General features: G+C 69.2%; 15 protein-coding genes. 2 read left to right on the top strand and 13 right to left on the bottom strand.

Features of this window, described 5'->3' with window-relative positions; genetic code table 11:
* Window positions 1–3: 3 nt before the first annotated feature.
* The 7 genes from pyrF to pyrR are packed head-to-tail and all read right to left on the bottom strand — an operon-like array spanning window position 4 to window position 8,559.
* Entirely contained in the window at window positions 4–840 is an 837-nt protein-coding gene (gene pyrF, locus DY023_RS09550; RefSeq protein WP_116242106.1) for an orotidine-5'-phosphate decarboxylase, read from the bottom strand.
* Window positions 837–4,124, bottom strand: coding sequence for a carbamoyl-phosphate synthase large subunit (carB, locus tag DY023_RS09545; protein WP_116242105.1), 3,288 nt, complete (start codon window positions 4,122–4,124; stop codon window positions 837–839). The genes pyrF and carB overlap by 4 nt, the downstream gene beginning before the upstream one ends.
* Window positions 4,124–5,269, bottom strand: a complete 1,146-nt coding sequence (gene carA, locus DY023_RS09540; protein WP_116242104.1) for a glutamine-hydrolyzing carbamoyl-phosphate synthase small subunit — start codon at window positions 5,267–5,269, stop codon at window positions 4,124–4,126. The genes carB and carA overlap by 1 nt, the downstream gene beginning before the upstream one ends.
* A complete protein-coding gene (locus DY023_RS09535; RefSeq protein WP_116242103.1) occupies window positions 5,266–5,772 on the bottom strand; it encodes a PH-like domain-containing protein in 507 nt (168 codons plus the stop codon). The genes carA and DY023_RS09535 overlap by 4 nt, the downstream gene beginning before the upstream one ends.
* A complete protein-coding gene (locus DY023_RS09530; protein WP_116242102.1) occupies window positions 5,769–7,070 on the bottom strand; it encodes a dihydroorotase in 1,302 nt (433 codons plus the stop codon). Before DY023_RS09530 ends, DY023_RS09535 begins: the two co-directional genes overlap by 4 nt.
* Window positions 7,067–8,032 carry an aspartate carbamoyltransferase catalytic subunit gene (locus DY023_RS09525; RefSeq protein ID WP_116242101.1) on the bottom strand — a complete coding sequence of 322 codons (966 nt, stop codon included), beginning with the start codon at window positions 8,030–8,032 and terminating at the stop codon, window positions 7,067–7,069. The genes DY023_RS09530 and DY023_RS09525 overlap by 4 nt, the downstream gene beginning before the upstream one ends.
* Complete coding sequence (gene pyrR / locus DY023_RS09520) at window positions 8,029–8,559, bottom strand: bifunctional pyr operon transcriptional regulator/uracil phosphoribosyltransferase PyrR (RefSeq protein ID WP_116242100.1); 531 nt, start codon at window positions 8,557–8,559, stop codon at window positions 8,029–8,031. The genes DY023_RS09525 and pyrR overlap by 4 nt, the downstream gene beginning before the upstream one ends.
* A 113-nt stretch (window positions 8,560–8,672) precedes the next feature.
* Here pyrR and DY023_RS17995 point away from each other — a divergent pair, with 113 nt between their 5' ends.
* The gene (locus tag DY023_RS17995) at window positions 8,673–9,581 is read left to right on the top strand and encodes an NUDIX domain-containing protein (protein WP_181905791.1); all 909 of its coding nucleotides are present in this window, start codon (window positions 8,673–8,675) and stop codon (window positions 9,579–9,581) included.
* A 95-nt stretch (window positions 9,582–9,676) separates the two neighbouring features.
* Here DY023_RS17995 and DY023_RS09510 read toward each other — a convergent pair whose 3' ends face one another.
* The 4 genes from DY023_RS09510 to DY023_RS09495 all read right to left on the bottom strand — a co-directional run bounded on the left by DY023_RS09510 (window position 9,677) and on the right by DY023_RS09495 (window position 16,209).
* Entirely contained in the window at window positions 9,677–10,213 is a 537-nt protein-coding gene (locus DY023_RS09510; RefSeq protein WP_116242099.1) for a GNAT family N-acetyltransferase, read from the bottom strand.
* Entirely contained in the window at window positions 10,210–11,778 is a 1,569-nt protein-coding gene (locus tag DY023_RS09505; RefSeq protein WP_116242098.1) for a Rieske 2Fe-2S domain-containing protein, read from the bottom strand. Before DY023_RS09505 ends, DY023_RS09510 begins: the two co-directional genes overlap by 4 nt.
* 90 nt (window positions 11,779–11,868) lie before the next feature.
* Window positions 11,869–12,954: a DNA glycosylase AlkZ-like family protein gene (locus DY023_RS09500; protein ID WP_116242097.1), complete on the bottom strand. Its 1,086-nt coding sequence runs from the start codon at window positions 12,952–12,954 to the stop codon at window positions 11,869–11,871.
* A gap of 15 nt (window positions 12,955–12,969) precedes the next feature.
* Window positions 12,970–16,209 (bottom strand): DEAD/DEAH box helicase, encoded by a 3,240-nt coding sequence (locus DY023_RS09495; RefSeq protein ID WP_116242096.1) that lies wholly within the window; start codon window positions 16,207–16,209, stop codon window positions 12,970–12,972.
* Between the two features lie 115 nt (window positions 16,210–16,324).
* Here DY023_RS09495 and DY023_RS09490 point away from each other — a divergent pair, with 115 nt between their 5' ends.
* Window positions 16,325–17,299 carry a DUF4349 domain-containing protein gene (locus DY023_RS09490; protein ID WP_116242095.1) on the top strand — a complete coding sequence of 325 codons (975 nt, stop codon included), beginning with the start codon at window positions 16,325–16,327 and terminating at the stop codon, window positions 17,297–17,299.
* Between the two features lie 27 nt (window positions 17,300–17,326).
* Here the strand turns inward: DY023_RS09490 and nusB are convergent, their stop codons facing one another.
* On the bottom strand, window positions 17,327–17,737 hold the full coding sequence (gene nusB / locus DY023_RS09485) for a transcription antitermination factor NusB (protein ID WP_116242094.1): 411 nt from the start codon (window positions 17,735–17,737) through the stop codon (window positions 17,327–17,329).
* A gap of 2 nt (window positions 17,738–17,739) precedes the next feature.
* A complete protein-coding gene (gene efp, locus DY023_RS09480) occupies window positions 17,740–18,303 on the bottom strand; it encodes an elongation factor P (protein WP_116242093.1) in 564 nt (187 codons plus the stop codon).
* Window positions 18,304–18,375 lie beyond the last annotated feature (72 nt).

The raw sequence follows: 18,375 nt of genomic DNA, 5'->3' as shown, positions 1-18,375 counted from the left end.
GTTTCAGGCACCCAGCACCTCCTGGTAACGTCGCGCGGTCTCCTCCATTCTGACAGCGATTCCGTCGGGTCCTGCACGCAGGATGCTGCGGCTCTCGCTCGCGAGCACGTTGCGGGCGATCGTGCCGAACCGGGTCGTGAGATCATCCGGCGTGGCGCCCTGTGCGCCGAAGCCCGGGGCGAGCACGGGGACGGTGCGCAGCAGGTCGTCGTCGAGACCGAAGGCGGCGCGATCGACGGTGGCGCCGATCACGAGTCCGATCGCCCCGAGTGCGTCACCCGCGTCGGCGGCCGTAGCCTGGCGCGCGACCATCGCGGCCACGTGACCGCCGTCGGAGGTCGTCGCAGACTGCAGGGCAGCTGCCTCGGGGTTGCTCGTCGCGGCGAGGACGAAGACGCCCTTGCCTGCGGCCCTGGCGCGGGTGAGCACGACGTCCAGCGCGCCGACACCGAGGTAAGGGCTCAGGGTCACGGCATCCGCCTCCAGGGGCGAGCCCGGTTCGATCCAGGCGTCCGCATAGCCCTCGTTCGTCGAGCCGATGTCTCCCCGCTTCGCGTCGGCGACCACCAGCAGGCCCGCCGCTCTGGCGGCGGCGAACACATCCTCGAGAGCGGCGAAGCCGCGCGAGCCGAAGCGCTCGAAGAAGGAGACCTGGGGCTTCACCACGCCGACGCGGCCGGCCGCGGCATCCACCACGCGCAGGCCGAACTCGCGCACGCCGACCGCATCCTGGCCGAGTCCCCACGTGTCGAGGAGCGACGCGTGGGGGTCGATGCCGACGCAGAGCGGGCCGTGCTCGTCGAGCGCCGCCCGAAGCCGGGCACCGAAGGACTCGGTCATGCCGACGCCTTCCGGTCGAGCGCGTACTCCTGCAGGCTGCGCACCTCGAAGCCGTCTCCGGTGGCGTCCATGCCGCTCACCGCAGCGCCCAGCGTCGCGATGGTCGTGAACAGGGCCTTGTCGGCGGCCACCGCGGCCGCACGGATCTCATAGCCGTCGGCGCGTGCCGCTCCCCCATCGGGAACGTTCACGACGATGTCCACGGAACCCTCGTTGATGAGGTCGACGATGTTCGTCGCCCCGGACTCCTGCGACTCGCCGAACTTCTGCACGACGTCGACCGGGATGCCGTTGCGCGAGAGGATCTCCCCGGTGCCCTCGGTCGCCAGGATGCGGAAACCGAGCTGGCTGAGGCGATGCGCCGGCAGGATCACCGCGCGCTTGTCGGAATCGGCGACCGAGATGAACACGGTGCCCGAGGTCGGGGTGCCGCCGTAGGCCGCCGCCTGGCTCTTCGCGAACGCGGTCGGGAAGTCCTTGTCGATGCCCATGACCTCGCCCGTGGAGCGCATCTCCGGGCCGAGCACGGAATCGACCGTGCGACCCTCCTTGGTGCGGAAGCGCTTGAACGGCAGCACCGCCTCCTTGACGGCGACCGGTGCGTCCAGCGGGATGCGGGAGCCGTCCTGCTCGGGCAGCAGACCCTCGGCCTTCAGCTCGGCGATCGTCGCGCCCGCCATGATACGGCTGGCCGCCTTGGCGAGCGGGATCCCGAGCGCCTTCGAGACGAACGGCACCGTGCGGCTCGCACGCGGGTTCGCCTCGATCACGTAGAGCACGCCGGCGCTGACCGCGAACTGCACGTTCAGCAGGCCCCGCACGCCCACGCCCTCGGCGATCGCCAGGGTCGCGGTGCGCACCCGGTCGATCTCGGTGCGGCCCAGCGACACGGGAGGCAGGGTGCAGCTCGAGTCGCCGGAGTGGATGCCGGCCTCCTCGAGGTGCTCCATGACGCCGCCGATGAACAGCTCGGTGCCGTCGTAGAGCGCGTCCACGTCGAGCTCGATCGCGTCGTCGAGGAAGCGGTCCACCAGCAGCGGCTTGCCCTCTTCGATGACCACCTCGCCGGCGGTGCGGACGAAGTAGTCGTGCAGCCCCTCGGTGCTGTAGACGATCTCCATGCCGCGGCCGCCGAGCACGAAGCTCGGGCGCACCAGCACGGGGTAGCCGATCTCCTCGGCGATCCGCACGGCGCCCTCGACGTCGATCGCGGTGCCGTTGCGCGGGGCGACGAGACCGGCGCGGTCGAGCAGCTGGGAGAACAGCTCGCGTTCCTCGGCCAGGTCGATCGCCTCGGGGCTGGTGCCGAGCACGGTGTAGCCGGCGGCTTCGATGCCCTTCGCCAGACCCAGCGGCGTCTGACCCCCGAGCTGGCAGACGACACCGAGAATGGTGCCGCTCGCCGCCTCGGCGTCGAGCACCTCGAGCACGTCCTCGAGAGTCAGCGGCTCGAAGTACAGCCGGTCGGAGGTGTCGTAGTCGGTCGACACGGTCTCGGGGTTGCAGTTGACCATGACGGTCTCGTACCCGGCATCCGACAGCGCGAACGACGCGTGCACGCAGGAGTAGTCGAATTCGACGCCCTGGCCGATGCGGTTCGGACCCGAGCCGATGATGACGACCTTCGTGCGCTCGGAGGGGGCGACCTCGGTCTCGAAGTCGTAGCTCGAGTAGTGGTACGGCGTCAGGGCCGGGAACTCGCCCGCGCAGGTGTCCACCGTCTTGTAGACCGGGCGGATGCCCAGGCCGTGGCGGACGCCGCGCACCTCCTGCTCGGAGACGCCGCGCAGCTCGGCGAGCTGAGCGTCCGAGAAGCCGTGCTCCTTGGCGTACCGGATCGTGTCGGCGTCGAACTCCGCCGCGGTGCGGACGACCTCGGCGACCTCGTTGATGAGCACGATCTGGTCGAGGAACCACGGGTCGATCGCGGTGGCATCGAAGGCCTGCTCGATCGTCGCGCCCTTGCGCAGCGCCTGCTGCAGCACGACGATACGGCCGTCGGTCGGGGTCTTCGAGATCTCCAGGAGTTCCTCGACGGAGCGCTCCTCGGGACCCCAGTGGAAGCTCGAACCGCGCTTCTCGAGGGAGCGGAGCGCCTTCTGCAGCGCGGTCGCGTAGTTGCGGCCGATGGCCATCGCCTCGCCCACCGACTTCATGGTGGTGGTCAGGGTCGGGTCGGCGGCGGGGAACTTCTCGAACGCGAACCGGGGCACCTTCACGACGACGTAATCGAGCGTGGGCTCGAAGCTCGCCGGGGTGACGCCGGTGATGTCGTTCGGGATCTCGTCCAGGCGGTAGCCGAGCGCGAGCTTCGCGGCCAGCTTGGCGATCGGGAAGCCGGTCGCCTTGGAGGCCAGGGCGCTCGAGCGCGAGACGCGCGGGTTCATCTCGATGACGATGATGCGCCCGTTGGTCGGGTCCACCGCGAACTGGATGTTGCAGCCACCGGTGTCGACGCCGACCGCGCGGATGATGTCGATGCCGATGTCGCGCAGCTTCTGGTACTCGCGGTCGGTGAGCGTGAGCGCAGGGGCGACGGTGATCGAATCGCCGGTGTGCACACCGACCGGGTCGACGTTCTCGATGGAGCAGACCACGACCGTGTTGTCGGCCGTGTCGCGCATGAGCTCGAGCTCGTACTCCTTCCAGCCCAGGATGGACTCCTCCAGGAGCACCTCGTTCGTGGGCGAGTCGTGCAGGCCCGCGCCGCCGATGCGACGGAGGTCGTCCTCGTCGTAGGCGAAGCCGGAGCCGAGACCGCCCATGGTGAAGCTCGGACGCACGACCAGCGGGTAGCCCAGTTCCTCGGCGCCGGCGATCAGCTCGTCCATCGTGTGGCAGATGACCGACTTGGCGACATCCGCCCCTGCGTCGAGGACGAGCTGCTTGAAGATCTGGCGGTCCTCGCCCTTCTCGATCGCATCGACCTTCGCGCCGATGAGCTCGACGTCGTACTTCTCGAGGATGCCCTGGTGGTGCAGCGCCATGGCTGCGTTCAGAGCGGTCTGACCGCCCAGGGTGGGCAGGATGGCGTCGGGCTTCTCCTTGGCGATGATCGTCTCGATGACCTCGGGGGTGATCGGCTCGATGTAGGTCGCGTCGGCGAAGTCGGGATCGGTCATGATCGTGGCCGGGTTGGAGTTGACCAGGATGACGCGCACGCCCTCCTCGCGCAGCACGCGGCAGGCCTGGGTGCCGGAGTAGTCGAACTCGCAGGCCTGACCGATCACGATCGGACCGGAGCCGATGACGAGGACGGACTGGATGTCGTCGCGCTTGGGCATTACTTGGCTCCGTTCAGGGTCGCGACGACGAGATCGCGGAAGCGGTCGAAGAGGTAGTTGGCATCGTGCGGGCCGGCGGCCGCCTCGGGGTGGTATTGCACCGAGAAGGCGGGGATGTCGAGGGCCTTCAGCCCTTCGACCACCTGGTCGTTCAGGCCGATGTGGCTGACCTCGACCTGACCGTAGCCGTTCGGGCTGTCGAAGGAGCCCTCCAGGGGCGCCTCGACGGCGAAGCCGTGGTTGTGCGCGGTGATCTCGACCCGGCCGGTGGCCTTGTCGAGCACCGGCTGGTTGATGCCGCGGTGGCCGAAGGTGAGCTTGTAAGTGCCCAGGCCGAGGGCCCGGCCGAACAGCTGGTTGCCGAAGCAGATGCCGAAGTACGGCAGCTTCGCGTCGAGCACCTCGCGCAGCACGGCCACCTGCCCGTCGGATGCGGCGGGGTCGCCGGGGCCGTTCGAGTAGAACACCGCCACCGGGTCGATGGCCATGATGTCGGCGAAGGTCGAGGACTGCGGCAGCACGTGCACCTCGAATCCGCGCGCGGCGAGGTTGTCGAGCGTGGCCTGCTTGACGCCGAGGTCGAGCACGGCCAGGTTGCCGATCTTCTCTCCGACCGCCGGCGTGACCTCGGCGACGGCCACCGAGACCTCAGCGGACAGGTTCTGGCCGGCCATCTGCGGGGCCTCGCGGACGATGCGCAGCTGCTCATCGGCATCCAGGGCCGCGGCCTCGCCGGAGAAGACGCCGCCGCGCATGGAGCCGGCCGAGCGGATGTGCCGCGTGATGGAACGGGTGTCGACGCCGCTGATGCCTACGATGCCGTCACGCACGAGGATGTCGTCGAGCGATGCGTTCGCGCGCCAGTTCGACACGACGCGCGAGGGGTCGCGCACGATGTAGCCGGCCACCCAGATGCGACGCGACTCGGGGTCCTCGTCGTTCATGCCGGTGTTGCCGATGTGCGGTGCGGTCTGCAGCACGATCTGGCCGGCGTAGGACGGGTCGGTGAGCGTCTCCTGGTAACCGGACATGCCGGTGGCGAAGACGACCTCACCCAGGGTGGTGCCGCGGGCACCGTAGGCGCGTCCGGGGTAGCGGGAGCCGTCCTCCAGGACGAGGACGGCGGGGTCGGTGTTCAGGGTCACGAGGTTGCTCCTGTCTCCGGCGCGGCGCACAGGCGCTGCAGCTCGGTGAGGACGTGCTGCGGGCCGCTGTTCGCGACGCGCAGGAAGGAATCGAGAAGGATGCCGGAGGACTCGCGCCAGACCAGGCGGACGAGTCCGTTCGGCTCCACCACCCGGTCGATGGCGACCGTGGCGAGATCGGCGGCGACAAGTCGCTCCGAGGCGAGGAACACGGTGGGCGATCCGTCCAGGCTGAGCGCGGCGCCGCGGTCGGTGAGCACCAGTTCGCCGCGGGCGCGGTACTCCAGAGGCTTGACCGCGACGCGCTCGAGCGGCTGGTCGTGCCGAGTCGTGCCGACGTACAGCACCTCGACGCGCTCGGTGACCTCGGCGTGCTCAGGCACGCCCAGGGGTGCGGTGACGCCGGAGTCGCGGCGCAGCCGCGCCCGCCAGGCGAAGAGGATCGACGCGACGATGACCACCGCGAGTGCGATAGTCAGAAAGACGGCGAGATCCCGCGTCACTCGCCCAGCCCATCCACGAGGATCCCGTCGGCCACCGTCACGCGGCCGCCGTGGATCGTCCACTGCACCCGCCCGGGCAGGTCCCGGCCGAGGTACGGCGAGTTGCGGCTGCGGCCGTGCAGATCGGCCTCGGTGAAGACGCCGGCGACCTGAGGATCGTAGAGCGTGACGTGCGCGGGCGCACCGGCCTCGAGGGATCCGAAGCCCTCCAGCCGGCCGATGGCGGCGGGGGCCGTGCTCATCACGCGAGCGACGTCCGCCCAGCCGAGCAGCCCCGTCTCCACCATGGACTGGTGCACGACGCGCAGCGCGCTCTCCAGGCCCACCATCCCGTTCGCCGCGGCCTGCCACTCGCACGCCTTGTTCTCGGAAGGATGCGGGGCGTGGTCGGTGGCCACGATGTCGATCGTGCCGTCGGCGAGGCCCTCGCGCACGGCCAGGACGTCCTCCTCACGACGCAGCGGCGGGTTCACCTTGTACCGAGCGTCGTAGCCGCGCACGAGTTCGTCCGTCAGCAGCAGGTGATGAGGGGTGACCTCGGCGGTCACGGCGACTCCGCGCTTCTTCGCCCACCGGATCAGGTCCACGGAACCCGCCGTCGACAGGTGACAGACGTGCAGGCGCGACCCGACGTGCTCGGCCAGCAGGATGTCGCGGGCGATGATCGACTCCTCGGCGACCGCCGGCCATCCGGCCAGTCCGAGCTCTGCGGAGACGGTGCCCTCGTTCATCTGGGCGCCCTCGGTGAGCCGGGGGTCCTGGGCGTGCTGGGCGATGACGCCGTCGAACGACTTCACATACTCCAGCGCACGGCGCATGATGAGCGGATCCCAGACGCAGAAGCCGTCGTCGCTGAACACGCGGACCTTCGCGCGGGAGGAGGCCATCGCGCCCAGCTCGGCCAGCCGCTCGCCCTTCTGCCCGACGGTCACGGCGCCGATCGGCTGCACGGTGGCGTAGCCGGCCGCCTCGCCGAGGGCGAGCTCCTGCTCGACCACACCCGCGGTGTCGGCCACCGGCGAGGTGTTGGGCATCGCGAAGACCGCGGTGAATCCGCCGGCCGCCGCGGCGCGCGTGCCGGTGAGCACGGTCTCGGATGCCTCGAAGCCCGGCTCGCGCAGGTGGGTGTGCAGGTCCACCAGGCCGGGCAGGGCGATGAGACCTGCGGCATCGACCACGCGCGCGCCGGAGCGGCTCAGACCGCTGCCGATCTCGGCGATCCGGCCGTCCTCGATCACGATGTCCGCGGCATCCGCACCGTTCAGCGCGGCGCCGGTGATGACGATGGTCTCGGTCACTGGGCTACTCCTTCGTCGTCGTTGCGCTCCCCTGCGAGCAGCAGGTAGAGCACGGCCATTCTGATCGACACGCCATTGGCGACCTGCTCGAGCACGGTCGAGGCGGCCGAGTCCGCGGCCTCGCTGGAGATCTCGAGCCCGCGGTTCATGGGACCGGGGTGCATCACGATGCTCGTCTCGGGCAGACCTGCGACGCGCACCGCGTCGAGACCCCAGAGGCGGGTGTACTCACGCTCGTTCGGGAAGAACGCGGCGTGCATCCGCTCCATCTGGATGCGCAGCATCATCACCGCATCCGGCCCCTCGGCCAGTGCCTGGTCGAGGTCGTAGCGCACCGTGACCGGCCACAGCGAGACGTTCTGCGGGATGAGCGTGGGCGGCGTGACCAGGGTCACGTGCGCCCCGAGCGTCGTGAGCAGCCACACGTTCGAGCGGGCGACCCGCGAGTGCAGCACGTCGCCGACGATGACGATGCGCATACCGCTGAGGTCGCGTCCGCGGCTGTCGGCGCCGAAGTGGCGCTTGCGGATGGTGAAGGCGTCGAGCAGCGCCTGCGTGGGGTGCTCGTGCGTGCCGTCGCCGGCGTTCACCACGCCGGCCGAGATCCAGCCGCTGGTCGCGAGAGTCTGCGGCGCGCCGGAGGCCGAGTGCCGCACGACGACCGCGTCCGCGCCCATCGCCTGCAGGGTCTGTGCGGTGTCCTTCAGGCTCTCGCCCTTCGAGACGCTGGAGCCCTTGGCGGCGAAGTTGATCACATCGGCGGAGAGGCGCTTCGCGGCGGCCTCGAACGAGATGCGGGTGCGGGTGGAGTCCTCGAAGAAGAGGTTGACCACGGTCTTGCCGAGCAGGGTCGGAAGCTTCTTGACCTGGCGGGACTGCGTTTCGGCCATGTCCTCCGCGACGTCGAGGATGCGCAGGGCTGTCTCGCGGTCGAGCGTGCGGGTGTCGAGCAGGTGCCTCATGCTTCGATCGTCACCTCGTCAGTGCCGTCCAGTTCGCGCAGATGCACGTTCACGCGCTCCTGCCGGGAGGACGGGATGTTCTTGCCGACGAAGTCGGGGCGGATGGGCACCTCGCGGTGACCGCGGTCGACGAGGATCGCGAGGCGGATCACGGCGGGGCGGCCGATCGACTGGATGGCGTCGAGGGCGGCGCGGATGCTGCGGCCGGAGAAGAGCACGTCGTCGACGAGCACGACGGTCTTGCCGTCGATGCCCGTGTCGGGGATCTCGGTGCGCTTCGGCGTGCGGGTCGGATGCTTCGCCAGGTCGTCGCGGAAGAGCGTCACATCCAGCGATCCGACCGGGATCTCGGCACCGGCGATCTCGGAGATGATCGGACCGAGCCGCTCGGCGAGTGTCACGCCGCGGGTCGGGACGCCCAGCAGGACGAGACCGTCCGCTCCCCGATTGGACTCGAGGATCTCATGGGCGATGCGCGTCAGAGCGCGCGCGATATCGGCTTCTTGCAGCACGGAGCGTGCAGCCATCTGCCTCTCCCTTCTCCGCCTCACAGGACGGGCTTAAAGGATGGGTGATGGTTCGATTCTAACGATTCGCCGGTCCGGCCGGTGGTATACCAACGAGCGGCTACGCTGGCGGGATGCGGCGCAAGATCACCCTCCTCCGCCACGGCATGCCTGAGGTCGATGCGTCGGTCTCGCCGGAGGAATGGCCGCTCAGCTCCGACGGCGCGGCAGCGGCATCCGCGTTGCGCCTCGACGGCACAGCGGTGTCGAGCCCCGAGCTGAAGGCGCGGCAGACGACAGTGCTCGCGACCGGAGCCGAGGAAGGAACCGTCGTCCAAGACGCCCGCTTCCGCGAAGTCGACCGTGAGGAGCTGGTGCACGACGACTTCCGCTCGGCGCGCCGCGCCTGGGTCGCCGGACGACTGGATGAGCGGCATGTGAGCTGGGAGACGCCGGATGACGTCGCGCAGCGCTTTCACGAGGGCCTCCTCGCGCACCCTGCCGAGCACATCGTCGTCGGAACCCATGGCATGGCTCTGACAGCCTGGACGGTCGCGCAAGGTCTGATCGAGGCGGGTGATCCCGCGGTCGCGTTCTGGGAGACGCTGCGGTTCCCCGACGTCATCGAGCTCGACCTCCCGCTCCCCCGCGTGCGCGCGCTGCTGACGGATGACGACGGACGGATCATCCTGATCAAGCGGACTCGCGCTGGTCACGCACCGTACTGGACCACCCCGGGCGGCGGGATGGCACTTTCGGATGCCACTCCGGAGGACGCGCTGCGCCGCGAGCTTCGCGAGGAACTCGGCGCCGAGGCCTGGATCGGCGAAGTGATCCACGAGCGCCGGATCGACGGCATCCGCAGCGAGATCTTCTACGCTGCGCGGCTGACCGGCATCGACCCCTCTCGTCGGAACGGACCCGAGTTCGACGACCCGTCGCGCGGGCGATACGACATCGAGCGGGTCGCCCTGGACCGGATCGCCGACCTCGACCTCCGTCCTGCAGAACTGGTGCCAGTCCTGCGCGCGACATCTGCGTGACTCCCTGACTTCTGCGCGAGACCCGTGTTCAGCACGGGGACCTCGTGCAGAAATCGCGATCTCGCGGCGAAGTCGGCAGGATCTCACCGCACGGCTCAGTCGGCCTCGGGGTTGATCCTCTGGAACATGAGGAAGTCGCGCCAGACGCCGTCGATGCGCAGGTACTTCGGCGCGAGGCCGTACTGCGTGAAGCCGATCCGGGTCAGCACAGCCTGAGACGCGACGTTCTCGGGCAGCGTCTCGGCCTGCACCCGGTGCAGTTCAAGGTCGGTGAACGCGTGCTCGACCGCCAGGGCTGCCGCGCGCACGGCGTGCCCACGACGCAGATGGTCCGCCGCGATCCAGTACCCCATCGCGCATGACTGCAGGGCGCCGCGCACCACACCGCTCAGCGTCACCCTGCCGATCAGCTCACCGGCATCCGTCGTGATCCCGAACGGGACGGCGCGTCCGGCGTCGTGCTCGCGCAGTGCGACCTCGAGCCGATGCCGCTGCCCCGAAGCCGTGAAGTACTCCGGCGTGCGCGCCGGTTCCCAGGGACGCAGGTGCTCCCTGTTCGTCAGCTCCAGATCGGTCAGCTCCGGAACATCGTCGAGGGTCAGCAGCCGGATGGCGGTACCGGCGCCGCTCATCCGGCGCGCAGCGCCTCTTCGGTGAGCGGGCAGTACTCGGCGCGGATCTCGTGCCCGGCGGTGCTGAGGCACTTGCCGGTCTTGAGGTCCCATTTCCAGTCGTGCATCGAGCAGGTGAGCACGCCGTCCTCGATCTTGCCGGTACGGGTGAGGTCGGCTCGCAGGTGCGGGCAACGGCGCTGCACGACCCAATCGCCGATCTGGGCGTCCTCGGTCTGGTCGGTCTGCTCGGAGTACCAGTTCTCGACGTATTCGATGCGGTCGACCGAGAGGCACTTCAGGAATGTGGTGAGGAACTCGTTGAACTTGCCACTGCGGCCCACCGAGAACTGCATCGACAGGAAGATCGAGTTCGACCAGTCGATCTCGTGGTCGCGGATGTTCGTCGAGACCAGGTCGGCCGGGATCGTGTACCAGTAGATGCACTCCTCGCCGGCGTACTCGCGCACCTTGGCGCGCGGGAAGTCGACCACCATGTCGAGGTCGCCGATGCGGAAGCGGACGTTGCCGCCGACGCCGTTGCGGATGGTGCGCGACTTCTTCAGCAGCGGCTCCCACCAGGCCTTGAGCTCGGCGAGGATCTCCTCCGCCGGCAGCTCCGGCGCACGACGGGCCTCCTCGTCGCGGATCTCCTGCTGGCGCGCGGCACGCTGCTCCTCGAGGTAGTCCCACTTCTCATCGAAGATGTGCGCGATCTCGGCCTCGGAGTACAGGCTCTGCGTCACCGTCATCTCGCCGTGGTTCATGTCGACCACGGTGCCCGGGATGAACAGCTGCCCGTCGTACTGCGGAGCGAGCTCCTTCATGTGCGCGAGGAACTCCTTCTGATCGGTGAAGATCGAGTCGTCGTTCTGCCCGGTGCCGTTGTACTGGAACAGCTCGTCGCGCAGGAACATCGGCGGGCCCGCCATCGGGAAGACGTGCGGTGCATCCACCTTCTCGATGTAGTACATGGCGCGCTTGTTCTGCGCGTCGCGCTTGAGCTTCGCGAAGTTCTGCTTGGCGTCCTGCGGCAGGTCGTACACCATCGGCCACCAGATCGCACCGGAGACCTGCGTGAAGTACGCCTCGGGCTTGCCGAAGCTCAGCAGCTTGTCGAGGTCGAGCGGGTGGGAATCGTTCTGGTTCAGGATCGAGGCGGTGCCGTCGTCGACGCTCAGCGAGGAGTCGCCGATCGGCCCGTCGCTGGGAGCGCGCAGCGGTGTGATCATGATCTTCAGATCGCCGCGCTCGATCACCCCGCCGGCGGGCGCATAGGTGATGTTCTCGTAGCCGAGGGCCCGGATGTCGACCTCGAGGTCGTCAGTGACGTACTCGGGCAGGAGCACCTCGATGTCCTTGCGGATGTAGCGCTCCAGCAGGCGAGGGTCGAAGTGGTCGCGGTGCCGGTGCGAGATGTACAGGAAGTCGGCCTTCTTGCCGATCTCCTCCCAGTCCAGGCCCCGATTGTCGGGGAACGGGAACCACGAGCCGAAGAACGAGGGCCCGAGCACGGGGTCGCAGATGATGTTCCCGCCGACCGTCTCGATGAGCATTCCGGCGTGGCCGAGTCCCGTGATCCGCATGTCTCTCCTCCTGCTTGGACCCGTCGATTCTACCGGCGCGCGGTTCTGAAGCCGCCGTGACCGGCCGTGCCTAACCCGCCCGGGCGCGCCTCAGGGCAGCCCCGCGACCGGCACACCGAGCCAGTCCGCGAGCTCCTGGATCTCCGCGCGGACCAGCTCGTGCTCGTCGGAGTCCCAGGGGAAGAACTCGTGCACGGCGTTCACCTGCAGCACCTCGCGCTTGCGGTCGTGCTCGGCGTCGAGCATGCCGATGAAACGGTCGCCGAACAGGATCGGATGGGCGAAGTAGCCGTACACGCGCTGCGCCTTCGGTTTGAACTGCTCGAGCACGTAGGTGAAGTCGAACACCTCCTCCAGCCGCTTCCTGTCGAACAGCAGGCTGTCGTAGGGATTGAGGAACGCGACCCGCCCGCCGCGGTCCGGCTCGTCGAGCGCGGCGAGGGCTTCGGGGTCGATGCGGAAGCGCACCGTGCTCCCCTCGACCGATGCGGGCTCGCCCGCCGTCTTCGAGACCCCGTTCCACCAGTTGTACGGGCGCGCGAGCCCTGCTGCCTGCAGCAGACGCGACGACCACTGCTCGGCGGCTTCCTGCTCGCCGAGCATCGGGCCGCCCTGCGGGTAGACGCGTTCCGCGAGATCCCAGCGCCGTGAGCGGCCCTCGCGACCGACCACGGCGACCTCGGCCGTCCGGGAGAGTACCTCCAGCATGATGGGCACCTGGTTCGACCCGGTCCATCCGTCAGGGGCCTTGGCGACCTGAGCGGTGTCCGGGATCTCGCTCGCCAGCAGCGGCCCCTCGGCGCGCAGACGCGCCAGCACGTCGCGACGGAACCCGTCGTTCGCGGCGAGCCAGGACCGGGTGCTCTCCCGAAGCGACGCCTCGGTCATGCCGGGAAGCATCGCGGGCAGCAGCGAGACGGGAAGGAAGGCGCCGTTGTACTCGAACAGCTGCCGGTCGTCCTCGGCCGCCTTCTTCAGCTGCCCCGGCTCGTACGACCAGCCGATCCTGGACCAGGCCATGGTGTGTTCGCAGGGCGCGATCGTCGCGGTGGGGTCGATCTTGAGGTATCCGATCTGCTCGGCCACCTCGACGACGTCACCGGGGCGCTCCGCGTCGAGCAGCGCGGCGCGCACGATGACGCGCCGCGCCTCGTCCTTGCTCAGTGCCACAGTCATCCCGGAATTCTCCGCTCATTCCTCGAACAGTGCACGGATGTCGTCCGCGGTCAGCGATTTCGCGAACAGTTCGTCGTCGTCCATCACCGCGGTGAACAGCCGCGCCTTGCGCTGCTGCAGCGCGAGCACCTTCTCCTCGATCGTGCCGGTCGAGATCATCCGATAGACGAAGACCTGCTCCCGCTGCCCGATGCGATGGGTGCGGTCGATCGCCTGCGCCTCGGCCGCGGGGTTCCACCAGGGATCCAGCAGGAACACGTAGTCGGCCTCGGTGAGGGTGAGGCCGAACCCGCCGGCCTTGAGGCTGATGAGGAACACGGTCTGATCGCCGTCGCGGAAACCGTCCACGACATCGCCGCGCTTCCGCGTGGCCCCGTCCAGTCTGCTGTAACCGATGCCTGCCGCCTTCAGCCGGTCCTCCGCGAGGTCGAGATAGGAGGTGAACTGGCTGAACACCAGCGCTCGGTGCCCCTCCGCGCGCAGCTCCTCCGCGCGCTCGACGAGGGCGTCGAGCTTACGTGAGCCGAGACCGGCGTCATCAGGGTCGACGAGCCCCGGTGCGAGCGCCAGCATGCGCAGCATCGTCAGCGACCGGAACACGATGAAGCGGTTCCTGTCGAGATCCTTGAGCAGCCCGAGGATCTTCTGCCGCTCGCGCTGCAGCACGGTGTCGTAGACGGCACGGTGCGCCGGACTCGGCTCGACATGCAGGATCTGCTCCTGTTTGAGCGGCAGTTCGGACGCCACCAGCTCCTTGGTGCGGCGCAGCATGAGCGGCCTGATGCGGCGCCTCAGCCGTGCGATGCGCCCGGCGCGGAAGTCGGCGCCCTCGGCGTTCTCGGGCACCTTGCCCTTCTCGATCGGCTGCACGTAGTCCTCACGGAACTGCCTCTTGGACGGGAACAGGCCAGGTGCGGTCAGGTGAAACAGCGCCCACAGGTCCATCAGGCTGTTCTCGAGCGGAGTGCCGGTCACGGCGTAGGTCACCTCGGCCGGGATGGCGGCGATCGCCTGGTGCTGCTGCGAGGCCGGATTCTTCACGAACTGGGCCTCGTCGAGAATCAGGCCGGCCCAGTCCCGATCGCGGAACGTGTGCTCGGCCAGGCGCACGACGGCGTAGGACGCCACTACGAGGTCGGCCGAGCCGGCCGCGTCGCGGATGTCGGACGCCTTGGACGTCTCCACCACGCGCACCCGCAGGCCGGGTGTGAAGCGCGCCGCCTCATCACGCCACGCTGTCAGCACGCTGGTCGGCGCGACCACGAGGAAGGGGCGCTCCTCCCCCGCCTCATGCGCGTGCTGCACGAGAGCGAGCAGCTGCAGGGTCTTACCGAGGCCCATGTCGTCGGCGAGGATGCCGCCGAGCCGATGCTCGCGCAGGAACGCGAGCCACTCGAACCCTGCCTGCTGATAGGGCCGCAGGTCCGCCCGGAGTCCGACGGGCGCCGGCACCGCCGGCACGCCGCTCTCGGCTCGGAGCGCCTCGACCGTCGCCCGCCAGGACACCGCGGGTGCGGACTGGTCTGCGAGGTCCTCGAAGTCATCCCAGAGAGCCGTCTGATAGCGGCTGATCCGGGGGCCCGTCTCCCATTCGTTCAGCGTGGCGGCCTCATCGATGAGGTCGCGGAGCCGATCGAGCGCGGGATGCGCCAGCGAGAAGTAGCTGCCGTCGACGAGCAGCAGGTTCTTGCGCCGCAGGGCGAGGGCGGTGAACAGCGGTTCGAAGGGGATGCTCTTGCCGTCGATCTTCACGATGAAGCCGAGGTCGAACCAGTCCGGGTCGGTGCTCTCCACGGTCGACACCGTGATCTCGGGTTCTCCTGCGAGTTCGCGGTACACCGGGCGATCACCGGTGACGACCACCTCGACCCCCGCCTCTTCCAGGGCAGGCACAACCTCGTTCAGCAGTCGCGCGGTGTCGAGATCGCGGACGACGCCGGTGGCCGCGAACCGCAGATCGGATGCGGCGGACCAGACCCCCTGGACGGTTCGCAGCTCCTCGCCTTCGGCATCGGCGTCGCGGATGGCGTCACCGGTGGGTGTCACCGGGAACCCGCCGTGACCGCCGTACCGCCAACTGAGCCGGTGATCGGCGGTGTGGCCGCCGCGGAACATCACCGACAGCACGGGTGTCGGCCTCACGACCTCCGGCAGCACGACGCCCGCGCCTGCGGTGAGGGTGGCCGACCTGCTCAGTGCGGGATACGCCTCGGCGAAGAACTCCTCCTCGTCCGCCGACGGCACCGCGATCGTCCCGCCCTCGGCGAGCAGCGTCCGCGTCGGTTCATCGAGGGAGCCCGCCGCGAGGACCACCTCGACGCGTCGGTCCACGACGCGCCACGTGTAGAAGCCCGAACGTCCGATCGGGCGCACGTGCTCGGCCTCCTCGCCGTCGACCTGCGCGGCCGCCCGCAGGAGAAGGCCGTCGTCCGCGCGTTCCACCTGCATGCGGGCGGTTCCCGTCACCGCGAGACGGACATCGGTGTGTTTGTGCACGGCGATGAGCGGCACCCCCGCAGCATCCGCCCTCGCCAGGTGATCGAAGAAGACGTCGGATTCGACGTGGTCGACCAGAATCCACTCGCCGGCTGTGCCGGACAGCAGGGAGTCGCGCGCCAGCGCGAGCAGGTCGCCGAACCAGCGGTGCTGGGTGACCGGGTAGGCCGGCGACGCGCGCCGGAACGACTCCCAGCCGACCTCGCCCTTGATCCAGGCGCCGGTGCGCGGGCTTGCTGTGTAAGGTCGCATGGCGAGGCGCACGTCGACCTCGCCCTTCGCCAGTGCCCGAGGCTCGGCCGGAGCGGTGCGCTTGGTCGACCACGGATTGGCGCTGCGCTCATGCACCCGCAGTTCGAAGCCGAGGGCCAGGGGCGTCCGCGCCGCCGCCCGGCTCTCAGGGATGAGTCGGCGCCACGGCTCCGTCTTCGGCCGCTCGGGCGCCACGGCGGCCGAGCGGATCACGGATTCCCGATCCGCCTTGAGCACGGCCGCGGCGACGTGCTTGCAGGCGGATGCCATCGGGCAGGTGCAGCGGGAGGACATGATACGCGGCACGTCGGCCGTGGCGTCGATGCGGATGACGCACGCGTAGTCGCCGATGCTGCTGCCCCTGACCGTCGCCGTGAGCACCGAGGATCCCTCGTCCCACCGGGTGGCGAGCACCATGCCCGTTCGGAGGTAGTCCCTCGCCCGCTGCAGTGTCACGGTGCCGACATGACGGTTCAGGGTCACATCGTCGATGTGCGGGAAGGGCATGCAGCAATCCTGCCAGCACCTGCCGACACCGACCGCCGTGCCCGTTGCCGTGCCGTTACCCAACCCTTGCCGGATCGTGATCCCGGCGCCCGCGGACCCGGCCTAGCCTGTGGCTATGAACAGGATGCGGCGTGGTCTAGTGGCGGTCGTCCTGCTCTCGGCACTGACGATCGGTGCCGCGGGCTGCACGGCGATGGGCGGGTCGTCCGGCGGCGGCTCCGGCGATTCGGCGAGCCGGGACGTCCAGTCCGGGCAGGACGCCGGTGGTGCCGTCGACGAGCAGGCACCGGGTGCCGTGGAGGACCGGGACTCATCGGTCGTTACGACCGGACGGATGCTGCTCACGTCCGACGATCCGCTCGCGGCGGCCGACGACGCGGCGGAGATCGCCCTCGACGCCGGAGGGCGGGTCGACGCGCGCAACGACACCGCCGGCGGCGACGGGCAGGCTGCGCGAGCGGAGGTCGTGCTGCGTATCCCTGCGGATGACCTCGACGACGCACGTTCGGAGCTGAAGAAGCTGGGCGAGCTGGAGGAGACCTCGTTCTCCGCCGAGGAGGTCGGTGCGACACAGCGCGACCTGGACGCCCGCATCACCACGCTGCGCACGTCGATCGCGCGATACACGGAGTGGCTCGGCACCGCGCAGAAGACCTCGGACCTCATCGAGCTGGAGCAGGCGATCTCCGAGCGCCAGGCCGAGCTCGAGTCGCTCACCGCTCAGAAGCGGGAGTTGGACGACCGCGTCGCCATGGCCACCGTCACCGTGACGTTCGCCTCGGTGTACGTGCCGACACCGCAGGCTCCGCAGGATCCTCTGCAGGCGATGGCTGCCGGATGGACGGCTTTCGTCGGCTTCTGGTCCGCACTGGGCATCGCGCTGGCGTTCCTGCTTCCCTGGCTGGTCGTCATCGCGGCGATCGTCCTGGTCGTGCTCTGGCTGGTGCGCCGGGGCCGTGCCCGCGCATCCGCACCGACGGGCGCCACGCCCGCGGCATCCGGAACCGCGGCGGCACCGACCTCGCCCCCTGAATCGGTCCCGGGTCCCGCCGACGAGGGCGTCCAGGCGCAGCACGACGCCCCGCGCTGATGCGCGGGGCGTCGTGAAAGGCGCTCGTCAGGCGGCGCGAGCGAGGCGTGCGAGCACGCCGTGCACGAAGGCGCCGGACTCGTCGGTGGAGAGCTCCTTGGCCAGCTCCACGGCCTCGTCGATGGCGACGGCCGTCGGCACCTGCTCGTTGAACAGGATCTCCCAGGCGGCGATGCGCAGCACGGCGCGGTCCACGGCGGGCATGCGCTCGAGCTTCCAGTCGCGGCTGTGCGTGGTGATCTGCTCGTCGATCTCGTCGCGGTGGTCGACGACCCCGTCGACGATCTCACGCGCGTACAGCCAGGAGGCCTCACGGGCCGGCTCGCTGGCCGCGCGCTTGGCCTCGGCGGCCAGCGTCGTCGCGATCTCCTCACCACGCACGTCGGCGGCGAAGAGGATGTCGAGGGCGCGCTTGCGCGCCTTGCTGCGTGCGCTCAAGGTCAGTCGTTGATGCGGCCGAGGTAGCCGCCGGTACGGGTGTCGACCTTGATCTTGGTGCCCGTCTCGAGGAACAGCGGAACCTGCAGCTCGTAGCCGGTCTCGACCGTGGCGGGCTTGGTGCCGGCCGAGGAGCGGTCGCCCTGCAGGCCGGGCTCGGTGTAGGTGACCTCGAGCACGACGGAGGCCGGGAGCTCGATGTACAGCGGGTTGCCGTTGTTCAGAGCGATCTGGACCTGCTGGTTCTCCAGCATGAAGTTCTTCGCGTCGCCGACCGTCGCGGCGCCGACCGTGATCTGGTCGTAGTCCTCGACGTCCATGAAGACGAAGCCGTCGCCGTCGGTGTACAGGTAGGTGAAGTCGCGGCGGTCGACGTTCTCGATGTCGATCTTCGCGCCGGCGTTGTACGTGCGGTCGACGACCTTGCCGCTGACGACGTTCTTCAGCTTGGTGCGCACGAACGCACCGCCCTTGCCCGGCTTGACGTGCTGGAACTCGATGACGCTCCAGAGCTGTCCGTCGATCGACAGGACGACGCCGTTCTTGATGTCTGCGGTGGATGCCATGCTGGTGGAAGTCCGTTCGTATGTTGACGTGAGTGGCCGGGCGCGGAGGCGCGCAGAACACGGCCGACCATC

This window comes from Microbacterium bovistercoris, assembly GCF_003387575.1.
GTDB lineage: Bacteria > Actinomycetota > Actinomycetes > Actinomycetales > Microbacteriaceae > Microbacterium > Microbacterium bovistercoris.
This window is presented reverse-complemented; position numbering and strand designations above follow the sequence as displayed.

Bases quoted from the DNA above. Each gene is read 5' to 3' on its own strand.
- pyrF (WP_116242106.1), bottom strand. From the start codon at position 840: ATGACCGAGTCCTTCGGTGCCCGGCTTCGGGCGGCGCTCGACGAGCAC.
- carB (WP_116242105.1), bottom strand. From the start codon at position 4,124: ATGCCCAAGCGCGACGACATCCAGTCCGTCCTCGTCATCGGCTCCGGT.
- DY023_RS09525 (WP_116242101.1), bottom strand. From the start codon at position 8,032: ATGAGGCACCTGCTCGACACCCGCACGCTCGACCGCGAGACAGCCCTG.
- pyrR (WP_116242100.1), bottom strand. From the start codon at position 8,559: ATGGCTGCACGCTCCGTGCTGCAAGAAGCCGATATCGCGCGCGCTCTG.
- DY023_RS17995 (WP_181905791.1), top strand. From the start codon at position 8,673: ATGCGGCGCAAGATCACCCTCCTCCGCCACGGCATGCCTGAGGTCGAT.
- DY023_RS09510 (WP_116242099.1), bottom strand. From the start codon at position 10,213: ATGAGCGGCGCCGGTACCGCCATCCGGCTGCTGACCCTCGACGATGTT.
- DY023_RS09505 (WP_116242098.1), bottom strand. From the start codon at position 11,778: ATGCGGATCACGGGACTCGGCCACGCCGGAATGCTCATCGAGACGGTC.
- DY023_RS09500 (WP_116242097.1), bottom strand. From the start codon at position 12,954: ATGACTGTGGCACTGAGCAAGGACGAGGCGCGGCGCGTCATCGTGCGC.
- DY023_RS09495 (WP_116242096.1), bottom strand. From the start codon at position 16,209: ATGCCCTTCCCGCACATCGACGATGTGACCCTGAACCGTCATGTCGGC.
- DY023_RS09490 (WP_116242095.1), top strand. From the start codon at position 16,325: ATGAACAGGATGCGGCGTGGTCTAGTGGCGGTCGTCCTGCTCTCGGCA.
- efp (WP_116242093.1), bottom strand. From the start codon at position 18,303: ATGGCATCCACCGCAGACATCAAGAACGGCGTCGTCCTGTCGATCGAC.